16 protein-coding genes are annotated in these 16,317 nt (G+C 73.5%); 3 read left to right on the forward strand and 13 right to left on the reverse strand.

The features are described 5' to 3' along the window. Positions 1–14: 14 nt before the first annotated feature. The 3 genes from BCL65_RS06400 to BCL65_RS06410 form a co-directional block, all read right to left on the reverse strand. Positions 15–758 carry an anti-sigma factor gene (locus BCL65_RS06400; RefSeq protein WP_106266264.1) on the reverse strand — a complete coding sequence of 248 codons (744 nt, stop codon included), beginning with the start codon at positions 756–758 and terminating at the stop codon, positions 15–17. Next, a complete protein-coding gene (sigK, locus tag BCL65_RS06405; RefSeq protein ID WP_243400838.1) occupies positions 751–1,317 on the reverse strand; it encodes an ECF RNA polymerase sigma factor SigK in 567 nt (188 codons plus the stop codon). The genes BCL65_RS06400 and sigK overlap by 8 nt, the downstream gene beginning before the upstream one ends. Positions 1,318–1,504: 187 nt before the next feature. Then, the gene (locus BCL65_RS06410) at positions 1,505–2,632 is read right to left on the reverse strand and encodes a 3-deoxy-7-phosphoheptulonate synthase (RefSeq protein WP_374956670.1); all 1,128 of its coding nucleotides are present in this window, start codon (positions 2,630–2,632) and stop codon (positions 1,505–1,507) included. A gap of 288 nt (positions 2,633–2,920) precedes the next feature. On the opposite strand from BCL65_RS06410, the gene BCL65_RS06415 reads away from it, so the two are divergent. Continuing rightward, entirely contained in the window at positions 2,921–3,418 is a 498-nt protein-coding gene (locus BCL65_RS06415; RefSeq protein WP_106266267.1) for an NUDIX domain-containing protein, read from the forward strand. 170 nt (positions 3,419–3,588) lie between these two features. Continuing rightward, the gene (locus BCL65_RS06420; protein ID WP_243400839.1) at positions 3,589–5,877 is read left to right on the forward strand and encodes a M6 family metalloprotease domain-containing protein; all 2,289 of its coding nucleotides are present in this window, start codon (positions 3,589–3,591) and stop codon (positions 5,875–5,877) included. A 93-nt stretch (positions 5,878–5,970) separates the two neighbouring features. Here the strand turns inward: BCL65_RS06420 and BCL65_RS06425 are convergent, their stop codons facing one another. The 10 genes from BCL65_RS06425 to BCL65_RS06480 all read right to left on the reverse strand — a co-directional run bounded on the left by BCL65_RS06425 (position 5,971) and on the right by BCL65_RS06480 (position 15,483). Then, entirely contained in the window at positions 5,971–6,702 is a 732-nt protein-coding gene (locus tag BCL65_RS06425; RefSeq protein WP_106266270.1) for a glutamine amidotransferase, read from the reverse strand. A 153-nt stretch (positions 6,703–6,855) separates the two neighbouring features. Next, positions 6,856–7,665: an ABC transporter permease gene (locus BCL65_RS06430; RefSeq protein WP_106266272.1), complete on the reverse strand. Its 810-nt coding sequence runs from the start codon at positions 7,663–7,665 to the stop codon at positions 6,856–6,858. After that, entirely contained in the window at positions 7,662–8,651 is a 990-nt protein-coding gene (locus BCL65_RS06435; RefSeq protein ID WP_106266274.1) for an ABC transporter ATP-binding protein, read from the reverse strand. The genes BCL65_RS06430 and BCL65_RS06435 overlap by 4 nt, the downstream gene beginning before the upstream one ends. Before the next feature lie 38 nt (positions 8,652–8,689). Further along, positions 8,690–9,448: a hypothetical protein gene (locus tag BCL65_RS06440; RefSeq protein WP_125206498.1), complete on the reverse strand. Its 759-nt coding sequence runs from the start codon at positions 9,446–9,448 to the stop codon at positions 8,690–8,692. A 5-nt stretch (positions 9,449–9,453) separates the two neighbouring features. Further along, complete coding sequence (locus BCL65_RS06445) at positions 9,454–10,227, reverse strand: hypothetical protein (protein ID WP_106266278.1); 774 nt, start codon at positions 10,225–10,227, stop codon at positions 9,454–9,456. After that, entirely contained in the window at positions 10,224–11,222 is a 999-nt protein-coding gene (locus tag BCL65_RS06450; protein WP_106266279.1) for an ATP-binding cassette domain-containing protein, read from the reverse strand. Before BCL65_RS06450 ends, BCL65_RS06445 begins: the two co-directional genes overlap by 4 nt. Then, positions 11,219–11,614 carry a GntR family transcriptional regulator gene (locus tag BCL65_RS06455; RefSeq protein WP_106266281.1) on the reverse strand — a complete coding sequence of 132 codons (396 nt, stop codon included), beginning with the start codon at positions 11,612–11,614 and terminating at the stop codon, positions 11,219–11,221. The genes BCL65_RS06450 and BCL65_RS06455 overlap by 4 nt, the downstream gene beginning before the upstream one ends. Positions 11,615–12,308: 694 nt before the next feature. Further along, a complete protein-coding gene (locus BCL65_RS06470) occupies positions 12,309–14,009 on the reverse strand; it encodes an alpha-amylase family protein (RefSeq protein WP_106266286.1) in 1,701 nt (566 codons plus the stop codon). Next, the gene (locus BCL65_RS06475) at positions 14,006–14,974 is read right to left on the reverse strand and encodes a TIGR03885 family FMN-dependent LLM class oxidoreductase (protein WP_106266288.1); all 969 of its coding nucleotides are present in this window, start codon (positions 14,972–14,974) and stop codon (positions 14,006–14,008) included. Before BCL65_RS06475 ends, BCL65_RS06470 begins: the two co-directional genes overlap by 4 nt. 53 nt (positions 14,975–15,027) lie before the next feature. Then, the gene (locus BCL65_RS06480) at positions 15,028–15,483 is read right to left on the reverse strand and encodes a DUF6194 family protein (RefSeq protein ID WP_207767680.1); all 456 of its coding nucleotides are present in this window, start codon (positions 15,481–15,483) and stop codon (positions 15,028–15,030) included. Between the two features lie 52 nt (positions 15,484–15,535). On the opposite strand from BCL65_RS06480, the gene BCL65_RS06485 reads away from it, so the two are divergent. Then, positions 15,536–16,228, forward strand: coding sequence for a MerR family transcriptional regulator (locus tag BCL65_RS06485; protein ID WP_106266292.1), 693 nt, complete (start codon positions 15,536–15,538; stop codon positions 16,226–16,228). Positions 16,229–16,317 lie beyond the last annotated feature (89 nt).

Here is a 16,317-nt window from a genome sequence, read left to right on the forward strand (position 1 = left end):
CCCGGCGGGACTGCTCAGCCCTCGGCGAGGACCACGATCGGGTCGGTGGTCGGCTGCTCCGAGCCGCCCTCGGGCTCCACGGAGACCGCCAGGCCGACGCCGGAGACGTCGCTGACCAGCTGCTCCACCTCGCCGTCCTGCGGCTCGAGGAGCCCGGCCGACGTCACGCCGCCCTCGGCACCGACCAGCCAGAGCTGGTAGACCGAGTCGTCGCCGACGTCGGGCAGGTCGCCCGCGCTGAAGAGGAAGTCGTCGCCCGCCGCGAGCACCGTGGCATAGCCGCCACCGGTGACGTCGCTGCGCAGCAGGGTCGCCGACGGGTCGGCCATCATCTCGGCGACCGTGTCGACCTGCTCCTGCAGGCGGTTCTGCTCCACCGTGGCCTGGATCGCGACGGTCGTGGGCACGGCGACGGCGACCACGGCGGCCGCCGCGACGGCCAGCACACCCCACCGGCGGCGACGCGAGGCGAGCTCGACGACCTCCGCCTCGCCCGCCGTGCCGCCGTCGTCCGCGGCGGGGGTGGCGCCGTCGGCGGCCGAGGCCGAGATGCGTTCCATGACGGTGGCGCGCAGGTGCGCCGGCGGTTCGTGCTCGACGGCGAAGGCCGCGACGACCTCGCGGTACTCGTCGAGCGCACGGCGGGCCTCGGCGTCGTCCGCGAGGAGGCGCTCGACCGCACGGCGCTCGAGGTCGTCGACCGCGTCGAGGGCGTAGGCGGGCAGCAGGTCCCAGGAGTCACGCGTGCTGTCAGGCACGGGCCACCCCCAGGCAGTCGCGCAGGCGGCCGAGGCCGTCGCGGATCCGGGACTTCACGGTGGGCAGGGCCGCGCCGAGCCGCTCGGCGACCTCGCGGTAGGTCCGACCGCCGTAGTAGGCGTCGACGACGGCCTCGCGCTGGGTCGCGGTCAGCGAGTCGAGGCAGCGGCGCACGGCCGCCCCCTCGAGCCGGCGCTCCACGTCCTCGGCGACGACGTCGTAGCTGCTGCCGCCGATGGCGCTGTCGACGTCGCGCTGGTCGCGGTCACGACGCGCCTGCTCGGCGCGGACCCGGTCCACCGCTCGACGCCGGGCCAGGGTGGCGACCCAGGTGCGCGCCGAGGCGCGCGACGGGTCGAAGCGTTCTGCTGTCTGCCACACCTCGACCATCACCTCCTGGGTCACCTCGGCGGCGTGGTCCGGGTCGCGGAGCACGCCGAGCGACGTGCCGTAGGCCACCGGGGCCAGGGCGTCGTAGACGGGCCCGAACGCCGCCGGGTCACCGTCGACGCACGCCACGAGGGCTTCGTCGACAGGAGTCGGCAGGGAAGGCGGCACCGTCACAGTGTGCCGTACCCGAGCCGTCCGGTCGATCTGCACCCGTCCCGCGTCGCTCGTCCCGGACCTTCCGGGACGTCATGGGTTCGGTGCCGACGGCCCGGCGGATGGGTCGTAGCGGCGTGGCGCCCGTCACGGGGCCTCCCCCGGGTCTTCCGCGAGCGGCCGACGACGGTGCGCACCGCCGTCAGGCGTCCCGCCGCGAGCGCACCGCAGCGGCCAGGACCTCCAGGAGCTCCGCCGTCGTGCCCCAGTCCATGCACTTGTCCGTGACGGACCGGCCGTACACGAGCGAGTCCAGCGGGCCCGGCTTCTGCGCGCCGGCCTCGATGAAGCTCTCCAGCATCAGACCGCTGATGCCCTGCTCGCCCTCGGCCAGCCGCGCGGCGATCTCGCGCACCACCTCGGCCTGCCGGACGTGGTCCTTGCCCGAGTTGCCGTGGGAGGCGTCGACGATCACACCGTGCTCGACGGCGCCACCGAGGCCGGAGGTGCGGGCCACGCCCAGCGCCGCCGCGACGTCGTCCGCCCCGTAGTTGGGGCCGCCGCGCCCGCCGCGCAGGATGACGTGGCAGTCCGGGTTGCCGGCCGTCTCGACGGCGGCCGCGCGGCCCTCGGCGTCCGCACCGAAGAAGGTGTGCTCGTTCGCGGCCGTGATGCAGCCGTCCACCGCGATCTGCACGTCCCCGTCGGTCGCGTTCTTGAACCCGACCGGCATCGACAGGCCCGACGCGAGCTGGCGGTGCACCTGCGACTCGGCGTTGCGCGCCCCGATCGCGCCCCACGTGACGGCGTCCGCGATGTACTGCGGGGAGGTCGGCTCGAGGAACTCGCACGCGGCCGGAACCCCGGCGTCCAGGACGCCGAGCAGCACCTCGCGGGCGAGCCGCAGGCCGTGGTGCACGTCGTGCGTGCCGTCCAGGTGCGGGTCGTTGATGAGGCCCTTCCAGCCGACCGTGGTGCGCGGCTTCTCGAAGTAGACGCGCATCACGACGACGAGCTCCTCCGACAGCTCGCGCGCGAGCGGTGCGAGGCGCCGCGCGTAGTCCAGGGCGGCCGCCGGGTCGTGCACCGAGCACGGCCCCACGATGACGACCAGCCGGTCGTCCTCGCCCCGGAGCACGTCCCGCACCTCCCGGCGCGACGTCGTCACGAGGTCGCTGCGCGCGGTCCCCAGCGGCAGGTTCGCCCGCATGGTCCGCGGGGCGGGCAGGGGATCCAGCGCGCGGACGCGCAGGTCAGAGGTCTCGGCCATCAGGTCAGTATCGCGCGGGCGGGCCGTGGCGTGCGCCTCGGGCGTGGTCGTGGGGCTCATCAGGGGCTCCTGGTCGTGGCGGTGGCGGGCGGGATCGGCGGTCCGGCGGCGTCGCGGCGGTCCGATCCCGACCGGAGGCCCCGACGACAAAGGGCCCGGACGCGCGTCGCGTCCCAGGCCCTGTGCTGGCTCCGGTGGAAGGTGTCGGTCAGGCGCGAGCCCGCCGAGCTCCCAGCGGAGCCGGCGTAAAGCGCCAATACCAACGGATGTCCACGGCGACGAGAGTACGCCCGGCCGCGCCCGACCGTCCAGCGGTGTCCACGATCCGGTCCCGGGTACCGTCGCCCCATGCCGATCCCCGAGTTCGTCGCCGCCCTCCGCGCCCAGGTCGGGACCGCACCGCTGTGGCTTCCCGGCGTGACCGCCGTCGTGCACGACGACGCCGGGCGCCTCCTGCTGGGACAGCGCGCGGACAACGGGCTGTGGGCCCTGGTCAGCGGGATCCTGGAGCCCGGCGAGGAGCCGGCGCGAGGGCTCGTCCGCGAGGTGCTCGAGGAGACCGGCGTCGAGGTGGAGGTCGAGGCCCTGGCCGCCGTGTCCACCACGCCGGAGGTGGTCTACCCGAACGGCGACCGCAGCGCGTACCTCGACCTGTGCTTCCTGGCGCGGCCCGTCTCGGCCGCGTCCGCGGCCGCCGCGCACGTCGCCGACGACGAGTCGGTCGCGGTGGCGTGGTTCGACCCGGGCTCGCTGCCCGAGGATCTCGCCCCCTCCACGCGCCGGCGGCTGGAGTCTGCGGAGCGGTACCGGGCGGACCCTGCTGCGGGCACGGTCTTCGTCCGCTGACGGAGGTCACGAATCGGGCACGAGCCGGACCACCGGGCCTCCCGTTGTCGCGCACGTCACAAACTTCTGGTTTTGTGTTGCCCGCCACAACTGCCGACCAGGCAGCGGTGGCCCGTCCGGTCGAAACACGGCCGGACGCTCCACACACCGGAGGAACAGTGAAACTACGCATGACCGGCGCGTTCGGCGCCGCCGCTGCTCTCGCGGCCGCCGCCGTCGTCGCCCCGACCGCCTCGGCGGCACCCGCGATCGACGTCCCGACGCCCGACGGCGCGACCGTCAAGGAGGACGACCGCCCCGACTCGCTCGCGACGAAGCGACGTGAGCTGAAGCAGAAGGCCGTCGAGCTCGTGGCCACCGGCCAGGCCGAGGTCGAGACCCGCGCCAAGGGCAGCAGCAGCTCCCGGGTCGTCGAGGTCGCGCCCGGCCAGTGGGTCGAGTACGAGACCGAGGAGGAGGCACAGCTGCTGACCTTCCTCGTCGAGTTCGGCGACCGGACCGACGACCGCTTCCCCGACGCACCCGCCGGGCCCGTCCACAACGCGATCCCCGAGCCCACCACGCAGGACAACTCGACGTACTGGACGTCCGACTTCTCGCGCGAGCACTTCCTCGACATGTTCTTCGAGGGCCTGGACGACCAGGGCGGCGAGTCGTTCCACGGCGTCTACGACGAGATGAGCTCGGGCCGCTTCGACCTGCAGGGCGACGTCTCCGACTGGGTCACCGTGCCCTACCACCAGGCGTCCTACGGGCAGACCGAGTCGAACGTCGACATGACGCGGTTCATCCAGGACTCGGCCGACGCCTGGTACGCCGACCAGGTCGCCCAGGGCAAGTCCCCCGAGGAGATCACCGAGTACCTCGAGTCCTTCGACGTCTGGGACCGGTACGACCTCGACGGTGACGGCGTCTACGACGAGGCCGACGGCTACGTCGACCACTTCCAGGCGATCCACGCGGGCCCGGGCGAGGAGGCCGGCGCCCCCGAGTCGGCCATCTGGTCCCACCGCTGGTCCGTCAACCCGAACGGGTGGCAGGACGGCGACGGCCCGGCCGACTACGAGCCCGCCGGCGGAGTGCGGATCGGCGACTCGGACGTCTGGATCCGTGACTACACGACCGAGCCGGAGAACGGTGGCCTCGGCGTGTTCGCGCACGAGTTCGGCCACGACCTCGGGCTGCCCGACTACTACGACACCGCGGGCGGCGAGAACGGCACCGGCTTCTGGAACCTCATGAGCTCCGGCTCGTGGCTGGGCCACGGTGACGGCACCATAGGCACCACGCCCAACCACATGGGCGCCCACGAGAAGATGTTCCTCGGCTGGCTCGACTACACCTCCGTCGACGCCGGCGAGTCCGCCACGGTGGACCTCGGCCCGTCGTTCCACGCGACGAAGAAGTCCCAGGCCGTCGTCGTCAACCTCCCCGAGGGCGAGGAGAAGATCGACGTCCTGCCGCCGTTCGACGGCAAGTACCTCTACTCGGGCACCGGCGACGACCGCACGGCGAGCGCCGCCTCGCCGTCGTTCACCGTCCCGGCCGACGGGCGGCTCACCGCGAAGGTGAACTACCAGATCGAGGCCGACTGGGACTACGCCTACGCCGAGATCTCGACCGACGGCGGCGCCACCTTCACCCCGCTCGCCACGAACCTGTCGACGGACACGGACCCGAACAACCAGAACCTCGGGCACGGCATCACCGGCACGACGGACGGCGCCTGGGTCGACCTGACCGCCGACGTCTCCGCCTACGCGGGCGAGACCGCGCAGGTGCGCTTCCGCCACGTCAACGACGCCGCGTACCACGAGACGGGGCTCGCGGTGGACGACGTCGCGGTGGGCTCCGCGCTCACGGCCTCGTTCGAGGACGACGCGGCCGCGTGGACGCTCGACGGCTACACGGTCGTCACCGACGGCAGCTACACGCAGACGTACTCGCACTACTACGTGGCGGAGAACCGGCAGTACGCCGGGTACGACGCGACGCTCGCGACGGGTCCGTACAACTTCGGCTGGCAGCTGACCGCACCGGACACCGTGGAGCACTACGCCTACCAGGACGGCCTGCTGGTCTGGTACGTGAACAGCCTCTACGGCGACAACAACACGTCGCAGCACCCCGGCGGCGGCCAGGCGCTCCCGGTCGACGCGAACGCCGCGGCGCTGACGTGGTCGGACGGCACCGTGGCCCGCAACCGCATCCAGTCGTACGACGCGACGTTCAGCACGCAGGCGGCCGCACCGCTGTCCCTGCACCGTGAGACCGAGGGCGGCATGACCACCCTGGTCACCGACGGCGCGCCGGCCAACCCGGTGTTCGACGACACCGACCCGTTCGCCTACTACGACGAGGCGAACCCCGGCGGTTCGGTCGTCGTCGGCGGTACGGGGACGACCATCGAGGTCAAGAAGGTCAGCAAGCGCGGCGTGATGACGGTGCTCGTCAACTGACGCCTGCACCGTCCGGCCACCGTCGGGCCCGGTCCCGGGAAGAGTCCCGGCGCCGGGCCCGACGGCGTACCGGGGGCCCGCCGTCGGGCGGCGTCAGCGTCGGTAGAGGTCGACGAAGTTGCGCAGGATCCGCATCGGCTCGGTGACCGGGCGTCCGGCCGCCCGGTTGACGACGTCGTCGGCCTCGGACGCCGCGAAGTACCCGTAGTGCCGGTAGACCTCCACGCGCTGGGTGAGCCCGGCGAGGTCGAGCTCCGGGTGGAACTGCGTGGCGTAGAGGTTGGACCGCAGGCGGAACATCTGGACGGGGGCGCGCGGCGAGAACGCGAGCCGCACGGCGCCGTGCGGCAGGCTGCGCATGGCCTCCTTGTGCCCGACGAAGGCGGTGAACGCCGGCGGCAGCCCCGCCAGCAGCGGGTCGGTCAGACCCTCCTGGGTCAGTTCGACGGTGGTCAGGCCGACGGCCTCGCCGTAGAGCCGGTCCACCACTCCCCCGGCGTACTGGCCGAGCGTCCCGACGCCGTAGCAGGCGCCGAGGAACGGGAAGTCCCGGTCCACGACCTCGTCGAGCAGGGTGACGAACTCCCGCTCGACACGGAGCTGCACCGCGGACTTCTCCTCGTCCGGGTCGGACGAGTTGAAGGGGCCACCGCCCACGAGGATGCCCGAGTAGGCGTCGAGGTCGATCGCCGGCATCGGGCGGGACTCCAGCCGGACCCGGTGGAGCTGTTCCGGGGCGAGCCCGGAGTAGCGGCAGATGGCGGCGTACTCGCCGTCGGCGGCGACGTCCTCGGCGCGGGTCGCCAGGAGCAGGAACGGCTTCACTCCGGCAGCGTAGGCCGAACGTGCAGGTTCTGACCGGTATGACGGCGCATACCGGTCAGGACCTGCACATTCGGCGCGCGCGGGGGCGGGCGGCGCAGGGGGCGGGCGGCGCGCGCGGGGGGGCGGGCGGGGCGGCGGCGCGCGGGCCGGTGGTCAGGACCAGCGGAACATCTTGACCGCCAGGGGCAGCAGCACGGCCGTCCACACCGCCATGACGATCATCTGCAGCGTCGGGAACCCGGACTCGAACCAGCCGGTCGTCAGGGCCTGCGCGGCAGCGCCGAGCGGGGTGAACTGGCCGATGTCGCGCAGCAGGTCCGGCATGATCGGGCCCGGCGTCCACAGCCCCGCCAGCAGGAGCATCGGGAAGTAGAGCGACATCGCGATGGCGTTCGCCGACGACGGCCGCGGGGCCACCGCGGCGACCATCATCCCGAGCGCGAACATGGCGGACAGCCCGAGCGCGGTCGCGAGCAGGACCACGCCGAGCTGGGCCGGCACCGGCACCCCGAAGGCGACCTCGGCGACGACCAGCGCCAGCGCGATCCCCACGAGCGTGGTGACCATGTTGATGATCAGGTGGCTCGCCACGATGCCCTGCGGTCGCATCGGCGTGGTGGACAGCCGCCGCAGCACACCCTTCTCCCGATAGGTGGCGATGGTCACGGGCATCACCGTCAGCGACGCGGTGCCGACGGCCATCGCGAGCACGGTGGGCAGGAAGGTGGCGATCGGGGTCAGCCCGAACCAGACGGAGTCGGGCGGGGCGTCCGTGATCGGTTCGCGCATCCCGGGGATGAAGTAGCCGACGCCCAGCAGGATGATCGTCGGGAACACGATCCCGAAGAACGGGGAGGCGAAGTCACGCATCCAGACCTTCGTCTCGGTGGTCAGCAGCCGCCCGAACCCGTGCCAGCCGGATCCTCGGGGGCGGGCGGTCGGGGCGGTCGTGGTCGTGGTCATGACCGGGCTCCTTCGGCGACGAGAGCGGACTCGGCTTCTTCCTGCGGGGCGTAGGTGCGGCCCGTGACGGCGAGGAAGACGTCCTCGAGCGTGCGGGTGACGGTGCGGACGTCGTCCGGCACCAGGTCGGCCTCGGCGAGCGCCGGGACGAGGGCGAACAGCACGCGGGGCGTGCCGGAGACCGCGATCTCCCCGCGCCCCCCGTCCAGCTCCTCGACGCGCGAGACGTCGGGGTGGTCGGCCGCGAGACGGTCGAGCGCCTCGCGGGCACGGGCGGCGTCGTCGGTACCGAAGCGCACGACGACGGTGCGGTCGTCGTCGAGCCGGTCGATCAGCGCGGCGGGGCTGCCCTCGGCGACGACGCGACCCGCGTCGATGACGACGAGCCGGTCGCACAGGCGCTCGGCCTCGTCCATGAAGTGCGTGACGAGCAGGATCGTGACCCCGGTGGCACGCACCCGTTCGACCAGGTCCCACGTGCTGCGCCGGGCCTGCGGGTCCAGCCCGGTGGTGAGCTCGTCCAGGATCGCGACCCTCGGGTTGCCGACGAGCGCCAGCGCGATCGACAGGCGCTGCTTCTGCCCGCCGGACAGGCGTCCGAACTGCTTGTCGGCGTGCTCGGTCAGGTCGAGCAGCGCCAGGAGCTCGTCGGGGTCGGCGGGCCGGGAGTAGAAGCCGGCGAAGAGCCGCAGCGCCTCGCCCACGGTGATCTTGTCGTGCAGCGCGGCCTCCTGGAGCTGGACCCCCAGGTGCTCGCGCACCTGTTCGGGATGCCGCTGCGGGTCGATGCCGAGCACGCGGACGGTGCCGCCGTCGGCGTGGCGCAGGCCCGCGAGGGTCTCCACGCTGGTGGTCTTGCCGGCGCCGTTGGGCCCGAGGATCCCGAAGATCTCCCCGGGCTGGACGGCGAACGACACGTCGTCGACGGCGACCTTGTCGCCATAGGTCTTGCGGAGGTTGCGGACCTCCACGATCGGCTGGGCCATCTCTGGCCTCCTTCTGTGAGGTGGGTGAGGTACGGGGGTCAGGAGGGACGTGGCCGCGCATGGCGGAGCACGCCGTGCGCGACGACGCCGGCCAGGGCGGCGGCGAGGAGCGTTCCGACGACGGCGAGCACCAGGCCGGGCAGCGAGTCGACCGGGGTGTCCCGCAGCGGGATCGCGAAGATGCCGCTACGGCTCGCGAGGTCGGCGAGGGCACCGGGAACCAGCAGCGGGACCACGGCGAGGGTGCCGCGCCAGGGTCCCCAGCGGCGGTAGCCGCCCTGGACGGCTGCGCCGACGAGCACGTAGGTGACGATCACGAACGTCTGGGTGACGACGGTCGCCGCGACGCCGGCTACGGAGTCGAGCGGGAGCCCGCCCGCGCCCTGGTAGGGCCGGTCGAGCGCCGAGTAGACCTGCGCCTCGACGAGGCCGAGCACGACCGTCAGGACGCCGAACACCAGCCCCCCGACGACGGCGCCGCGCGCGAAGCCCTCCACGAGAGAGCGGCGCGTTCCCCCGGCGGCCAGGTGCGTGCCCAGGAGCGCGGCGGTCAGGATGATGCCGACGGCGAACGCCGGCCACCGCGCGGGGCTGCCCGCGGCGTCGTAGGTCAACCCGTCGGCCTCGCCGCCGAAGCGGTCGACGACGACCGGCACGCTGAGGACGAGGAGGCCCCAGCCCGCCCAGAACCAGACCGCCGTCCTGAGCAGGTAGCGCTGGAGCCGGCGTCGGGCGGCGGCGACCGCACGCCCGTGCAGCGTGCCGGTGCGGTCGGGTCGCGTCGTGGCGGTGGTCACGGTGGTCACCTCGTCGGGCGGAGTCGGAGGTTGCGCAGCCGCAGGTGCAGCCACGCGGCCGCGAGCGCGACGACGGCGAGCCCGGCGAGCAGCCGGCCGGCGGCAGCCGCCCCGTCGACCGTGACCAGGTGGCCGAGCAGGTCGGCGGTGCTGCCGCTGAGGGTGGCGAGCTCGACGAGCGCGAGCAGGGCGATCCCCGGCAGCAGCAGGGCGGTCCCGCGCCACACGCCGTGCGTCTGGTACCCCGCGACGACGGCGCAGCCCACGAGCAGGTAGACCGCGGTGACGACCGCCTCGGCGAGCGCCGTGAGGGCGAAGTCGCCGAGATCGGTCAGTTCCAGCGCCCCGCCGTCCAGGCGTTGCCAGGGCCAGCCCAGCGCCTCGAAGTAGGCGCGCTCGCCGAGCAGCGCGAGGGCCTTCAGCAGCCCGTAGACGAGGCCGGTGATCGCGGCGGCGCGCACGGCGCCCGTACGCAGGGCGCCGCGCGTCCCGCCAGCCGCCAGGTGCGGGCGCAGGATGGTGGCGAACATCGCGACGGAGGTGCCGAACGCGACCCAGCGGGCGATGTAGTCGGCGGCGGACAGCACGCCGGCGTCCATCTGGTTCCCGGCGTTGCGCACGATCAGCGGCACCACGACGGCCACGACGGCGTAGACGACCCAGAACCCGGCACCGATCACGACGACGGCGGAGGTGACGGAGCGTTGGACGCGACGGACGGCCCGGGACTGCGCCTGCGCGGCGAACGCCGACCGGTCCAGGACGGCGGGCGCGCTCATCGGTCCGTCTCCGTCACGGCGGGCCGCCCTGCGGCGGGCCGCTCCGACCGGGCCGGGTCGGTGAGCCGCACGAACAGGTCCTGCAGCGGGAGCGCGCCGAGCTCGACGCCCGCCGCCCGCGCGGCGGTGGCCTCGCCGTCGTCGGGCGCTCCCTCGAGCGTGACCTGCAGCGTGCCGCCGAGCTGCTGACGGTGCAGCACCCGGCGGTCGCCGGCGAGCCGTTCGACGGCGGACGCCGGCCCCGTGAGGCTGAAGCCGCGCCGGCCCATCTCCTCGGCGGTCTCGGCGAGGAGCACCCCGCCGCGGTCCAGGACGATCACGTCCTCGAAGAGCCGCTCCACCTCCTCGACCAGGTGGCTGGAGAGCAGGATGGTGCGGGGGTGCTCGGCGTAGTCGGCGAGGATCTCGTCGTAGAACGCGTACCGCGTCGGTGCGTCCATCCCCAGGTAGACCTCGTCGAAGATCGTCAGCGGCGCCCGGGCGGCCAGCCCGATGGTGGCGCCGACGGCGGACCTCTTGCCGCGGGAGAGCGCGGCGGGCTTCTTGCGGGGGTTCACCTCGAACATGTCGAGGAGCCGGGCCGCGAGGTCGGCGTCCCAGCAGGGGCGCAGGTCGGCGTAGTACCTGAGCGTCTCGGACAGCTTCTCGTCGTCCTGCAGGTCACCGGACTCGCGCACCAGCTGGACGTTGGAGGTGACCCACGGGTTCTCCCACGGGTCCTCCCACGTGTCGGGAGAGACGCCGTCGGGCCCGAGACGCACGGTGCCCGAGGTGGGCCGGTTGAAGGCCGCGAGCAGCGTGAGCAGCGTGGACTTGCCGGCGCCGTTGCGTCCGAGGACCCCCGTGATCACGCCCGGACGGATGGTGAGGTCCACGCCGGCGAGCGCGACGGTCGCGTCGTCCTTGAACGTCGTGCCGTCGACGGTCATCCGGCGCTGCTTGCCGAACCGGACGACGACGTCGTCCAGCCGGGCGCCGAAGGGCTCCGGGGTCATGACTTCTCCTGAGTGGTCTGGTGGGCGGCACCGTCGGTGCCGTCCGAGCCGGTGATGTAGGCGACGATCTCCTCGGTGGGGATGCCGAGCACGGCCGCCTGGGCGAGCGCGGGGGCCAGGACGTCGTCGTAGTACGCCTGGCGGTGCTGGTCGAGGAGGCGCTCACGGGCGCCGGGGGCGACGAACATCCCCAGCCCCCGGCGCTTGTAGAGCACGCCCTCCTCGACGAGTCCGGTGAACGCCTTGGCCGCGGTGGCGGGGTTGATCCGGAACGTCGTCGCGAACTGGGTGGTGGACATGACCTGCTCCTCTTCCGCGAGCTCCCCGGCGAGGACCTGCGACCGGATCATCTGCGCGATCTGGACGTAGATCGGCTCGGGCCCGTCGAACATGCGGCCCTCCTCACGGTGCTGTGGTCCTATGGTTCGTTACTTGACTAATGAACCACAGGGGTTCGACGTCGTCAACCCCTGGTGGACGCACCGCGCCCGGCGTTGACTGGAGACATGGACACCTGGTCGAGCCTCGCGTTCGTCCTCGCGGGCGCCTGGATCGTGGCCCGACGGCGGTACCCCGGCCCGGCGGACCGGCACGCCGAGGCGGCACGCAGCCGGGCCGCCGAGGCGGCACGCAGCCGGGCCGCGCTCGGCGTGCTGGCGGTGCTCGTCGGCGTGGGGTCCGTGATCCAGCACGGCCCGGCACCGTCCTGGAACCCGCTGGTCCACGACCCGCCCCTGCTGGGCACCTACGCACTCGTCGCCGCCGACGCCTTCGCCGACCTCACCGGCCGCCGCCTGCGCACCTGGTGGTGGCTGGCCCCCACGCTCGCCGACGTGGCGCTCGCCGCGCTCTCCCCCGCGGCGTCGATCGTGGCGCAGGGGACGGCGTCGGCCCTCGCGGTCGTAGCGGTCCTCGCGCGCGCCGCGGCGCGGCCGGCGCTGCGTGCCCGGCTGCTCACCGCCGTCGTCGTCCTCGGCGTCGGAGCGCTCGTCGGGTTCGTCCCGGTGTGGGGGCACAGCGCCTGGCACGTGCTCGCCGCGGCGGCGATCGTGGTGGTGGCGCCCGCCGTCGGCCGGCGCCCCGACCTCACAGCAGGCGCCGCGCCCCCGGCACCACGACCCGCAGCCAGCGGTAGCCGTACCCGTCCAGGCGCACCTGGGCCGCACCGTCCGGACCCGGCTCGCAGTCGTCGTGGTCGAGGAGGTCCACCAGCCGGGTTTCCTCCGGCAGGTCACCGAGCGACAGGTCCACGACCACCGGGTCCGGGGACAGGTTGTGCACCGTGACCATCGAGGCGTCCTGCCAGGTCGTGCGGTGCGCGAGCACCGCGGCCGACGGCTGGTCGAGCACCTCCGGGGTGCCCCAGCCGAGCTCGGGGCACTCCCGGTAGCGGTGCGTGAGGAGCCGGATGAACGACAGCAGCGAGTCCGGGTCCCGGCGCTGGTCGGCCACGTTCACGTGCTCCGGCGCCCAGCCGTCGCCCGGCAGCGGCGTCGGGAACCGCCGTGCCGGCGCGTGCGAGAAACCACCGTGCCGCTCCGGCGACCACTGCATGGGCGTGCGGACGGCGAGCCGTCCCGGCGCCTCGAGGTTCTCCCCCATCCCGATCTCCTCGCCGTAGTACAGCACCGGCGTGCCCGGGAGCGAGAAGAGCAGCGAGTAGACCATCCGGACGCGGCGCGGGTCGCCGTTCAGCATCGGCGGCAGCCGACGGCGCAGCCCGCGCCCGTAGAGCTGCATCGACTCCTCGGGGCCGAAGGCGTCGAAGACCTCCTGCCGCTCCTCGAGCGTGAGCTTGTCGAGGGTGAGCTCGTCGTGGTTGCGCACGAACGTCGCCCACTGCGCGTCGTGCGGGATCGTCGGACGCGAGCGCAGCGCCGCCGCCAACGGGCCGGCGTCGGCCCGGGCGAGCGACAGGTACATCGCCTGCATGGCGTTGAAGTCGAACTGGAGCGTCAGCTCGGAGACCTCGGTACCGCTGTCGCCGTCCCCGGGGGACGTGTCGCCGAAGTACAGCGCCTGGTCCGCGTAGGGCAGGTTCACCTCGCCCATGAGGACGGCCTCGCCGGACCGGCGGCCGACGAAGGCTCGCAGCGTGCGCAGGAAGTCGTGCGGGTCCTCGATGGCGTCGCCGGGCCGCGCGGCGACGTCCGAGAGGGCGAACGGGACGGCGTCGACCCGGAAGCCCGCGATGCCGAGCTCCAGCCAGAACCCGATCGTCTTCGCGATGGCGTCCCGCACCGCCGGGTTCGCCGTGTTGAGGTCCGGCTGGTGGGAGTAGAAGCGGTGGCGGTACCACTCGCCGGTCGCGTCGTCGAGGGTCCAGATCCCGTCCTCCTCGTCCGGGAACACCACCTGGTCCTTCGTGGACGGCGGCTCGTCCTGGCGCCACACGTAGTAGTCCCGGAAGGGCGAGCTCGTCGAGCGCCGGGCGGCGCGGAACCACGGGTGCCGGTCCGAGGTGTGGTTCACCACCAGGTCCACGACGACCCGGATGCCACGGTCCCGCGCGGTCCGCACCAGCTCGACGACGTCGCCGACGTCACCGAGCCGGGGGTCGACCCCGAGGAAGTCGGTCACGTCGTAGCCGTCGTCGAGGTCGGCCGTCGGGTAGAACGGCATGAGCCACAGGCAGGTGACGCCGAGGTCGGCAAGATGGTCGATCCGTTGCAGCAGGCCCGGGAAGTCGCCCACGCCGTCGTCGTTCCAGTCGAGGTACGTCTCCACGTCGAGGCAGTAGACGACGGCGTTCTTCCACCACAGGTCGCCGGTGTCGCGGATCCTCATGCCGCCACCTCCCGCAGCCGCGGCAGGAGCGTCTCGGCGGCGACGTCGAGGAACCCGTCCTGCTCCTGGCCGACGTGGTGCAGGTAGACCTCGTCGAACCCGCAGGCGACGAGCTCGCCGACCCGGTCGGCCAGGCGCTGCGGGTCGTGCTCGACCAGGACGGTCCCCCGCACCTGCTCGGGACGGACCAGGTCGGCGATCGCGTCGTACTGCTGCGGCGTCTCCAGGTCCCAGCTCACGGACGGCGGCAGCAGGTTGGACCGCCACTGGTCGTGCGCGACGGCGAACGCCGCCTCGTCGTCCGGCCCCCACGCGACGTGGACCTGGAGCGCCAGGGCACCGCGGCCACCGGCGTCGCGGTACTCCCCGACGACGCGGCGCAGCGTCTCGGCCGGCTGGTTGACCGTGACGAGGCCGTCCGCCCAGTCCGCGTGGCGGCGGGCCGTGGCGGGGGTGACCGCGGCACCGACCAGTCGCGGCGGTACCTCGGGCAGCGACCAGACCCGGGCCCGGTCGACCGTCACGAGCCCGTGGTGGGTGACCTCCTGCCCGGCGAGCAGCGCCCGCATCACCTCGACGCACTCGCGCAGCCGCGCGTCACGCTCCGGCTTGGTCGGCCACCGGTCACCCGTGACGTGCTCGTTCATCGCCTCGCCGGAGCCGAGCGCCGCCCAGAACCGGCCGGGGAACATCGCGGCCAGCGTCGCCACCGCCTGCGCGGCGACGGCCGGGTGGTACCGCTGGCCGGGTGCCGTGACGACGCCGAACGGCAGCTCCGTCGTGGCGAGCGCGGCGCCGAGCCACGACCAGGCATAGCCGGACTCGCCCTGCCGGACGCTCCAGGGCGTCAGGTGGTCCGAGCACGTGGCGGCGTCGAACCCGGCGTCCTGGGCCCGTCGCGTCGCGGCGAGCAGCGGTCCGGGAGCGATCTGTTCGTGCGAGGCGTGGAACCCGATCGTGACCATGCTCGCCAGTCAAGCGGGTCGTCCTGGTGCCCGCGCGTCGAGCGCCCGGCGCCTCAGCGGCGTGACGCGCGGCGCCGCTCGTACCGGCGTCGGGCCGCGGAGTGCGCGTCGCGCAGCAGGGCCAGCACCGCCGGGGTGGTGCGCTCGGCCGGGTCGACGACGCACACCCACCCCAGGTCTCCGTACACCGGATGCCGCGTCCAGGTGTCCGTCGGCACGCGGCGCGACGCCGGGACGTGCTCGACGAGCTCGTGGACCCGGTCCCGCCCCACCTGGACGTTGACCCGCCACCGGCCGGGCTCGTCGAGGTCGCAAGTGGTGTCGTCGGGGTAGTTCTTCGTGACGATCGTGCCGTAGGGCTGCACGGTGGTCGGCACCTGGCCGTCGGGGGCGTAGTAGAAGAACGCGTCGCCCCAGGCGATGTCCGGGGTGCCGTCGTCGGGCCGGGGCTGAAGGACGAGCGCGCCGTCGAACCCGCGCACCGCGCTGATGATCTGGTCCATACTCATGGTTCAAGCGTCGCCTTGAAGTGCTTCTGTGGGGTTGCGGAAGGAACGAGCGTTGCGGACCGACGACGTCGCCCGGGCCACGGGCTACTCCGTGCAGCAGGTGCGAGACCTCGAGCGGCTCGGCATCGTCCCGCCGGCCGAACGGGCTGCCAACGGCTACCGGCAGTATCGACCGCTCCACGTCCAGGCGGTACGCGCCTACCGGGGGCTCGCCGCCGCCGTCGGGCCGGTCGTCGCACGCCGCACCCTGGCCGGGCTGTGGGAGGCGACGCTGCCCGACGCCGCCGCAACGATCACCGCCCTGCATGCCGGGCTCGCCGCGGAACGCACCTCGACCCTCCAGGCGCTGCGGGCGCTCGAGGCCATCTCCGCGGAACCGGCAGAGGGTGGGCCGCGCGACGTCCTGACCATCACCGAGCTCGCCGCCGCGCTCGGTGTGCGGAGGTCGACCCTGCGGCACTGGGAGGCCGAGGGGCTCGTCGAGCCCGAACGGGTCGGGTCGCTGCGAGCCCGCGTCTTCGACGTCGACGCTGTCCGGGCCGCGCGGATCGTCGCGGCACTGCGTGCGGCGGGCTACCCGATCCCCGCCGTCGCCCGGACCATGGCGGCGCTGCGCGGGCTCGGCGACCCGTCCGAGGCGGAGGCCGCGCTGCGGGCGCGGCTGACCGGCATCGCGACACGGTCGGTGGCGCTGCTGCGGGCCGGGGCGGACCTGGCCGACGTGCTGGACGCCGCGGCGCCCTGAGACGCAGCTGCCCACGAGTCGGTGCAGGGACGCCGCAGGGCCGCGGCGGGACGAGTCCCACCGCGGCCCTGCGTTGCTACCTCGCCGAG

Origin of the sequence: Isoptericola halotolerans, assembly GCF_003003075.1 — a bacterium.
Lineage (GTDB): Bacteria > Actinomycetota > Actinomycetes > Actinomycetales > Cellulomonadaceae > Isoptericola > Isoptericola halotolerans_A.

Coding starts and splice junctions, on each gene's coding strand:
- BCL65_RS06410 (WP_374956670.1), bottom strand. CDS start 2,632: ATGAGCCCCACGACCACGCCCGAGGCGCACGCCACGGCCCGCCCGCGC.
- BCL65_RS06415 (WP_106266267.1), top strand. CDS start 2,921: ATGCCGATCCCCGAGTTCGTCGCCGCCCTCCGCGCCCAGGTCGGGACC.
- BCL65_RS06420 (WP_243400839.1), top strand. CDS start 3,589: ATGACCGGCGCGTTCGGCGCCGCCGCTGCTCTCGCGGCCGCCGCCGTC.
- BCL65_RS06430 (WP_106266272.1), bottom strand. CDS start 7,665: ATGACCACGACCACGACCGCCCCGACCGCCCGCCCCCGAGGATCCGGC.
- BCL65_RS06435 (WP_106266274.1), bottom strand. CDS start 8,651: ATGGCCCAGCCGATCGTGGAGGTCCGCAACCTCCGCAAGACCTATGGC.
- BCL65_RS06445 (WP_106266278.1), bottom strand. CDS start 10,227: ATGAGCGCGCCCGCCGTCCTGGACCGGTCGGCGTTCGCCGCGCAGGCG.
- BCL65_RS06450 (WP_106266279.1), bottom strand. CDS start 11,222: ATGACCCCGGAGCCCTTCGGCGCCCGGCTGGACGACGTCGTCGTCCGG.
- BCL65_RS06455 (WP_106266281.1), bottom strand. CDS start 11,614: ATGTTCGACGGGCCCGAGCCGATCTACGTCCAGATCGCGCAGATGATC.
- BCL65_RS06470 (WP_106266286.1), bottom strand. CDS start 14,009: ATGAGGATCCGCGACACCGGCGACCTGTGGTGGAAGAACGCCGTCGTC.
- BCL65_RS06475 (WP_106266288.1), bottom strand. CDS start 14,974: ATGGTCACGATCGGGTTCCACGCCTCGCACGAACAGATCGCTCCCGGA.
- BCL65_RS06480 (WP_207767680.1), bottom strand. CDS start 15,483: ATGAGTATGGACCAGATCATCAGCGCGGTGCGCGGGTTCGACGGCGCG.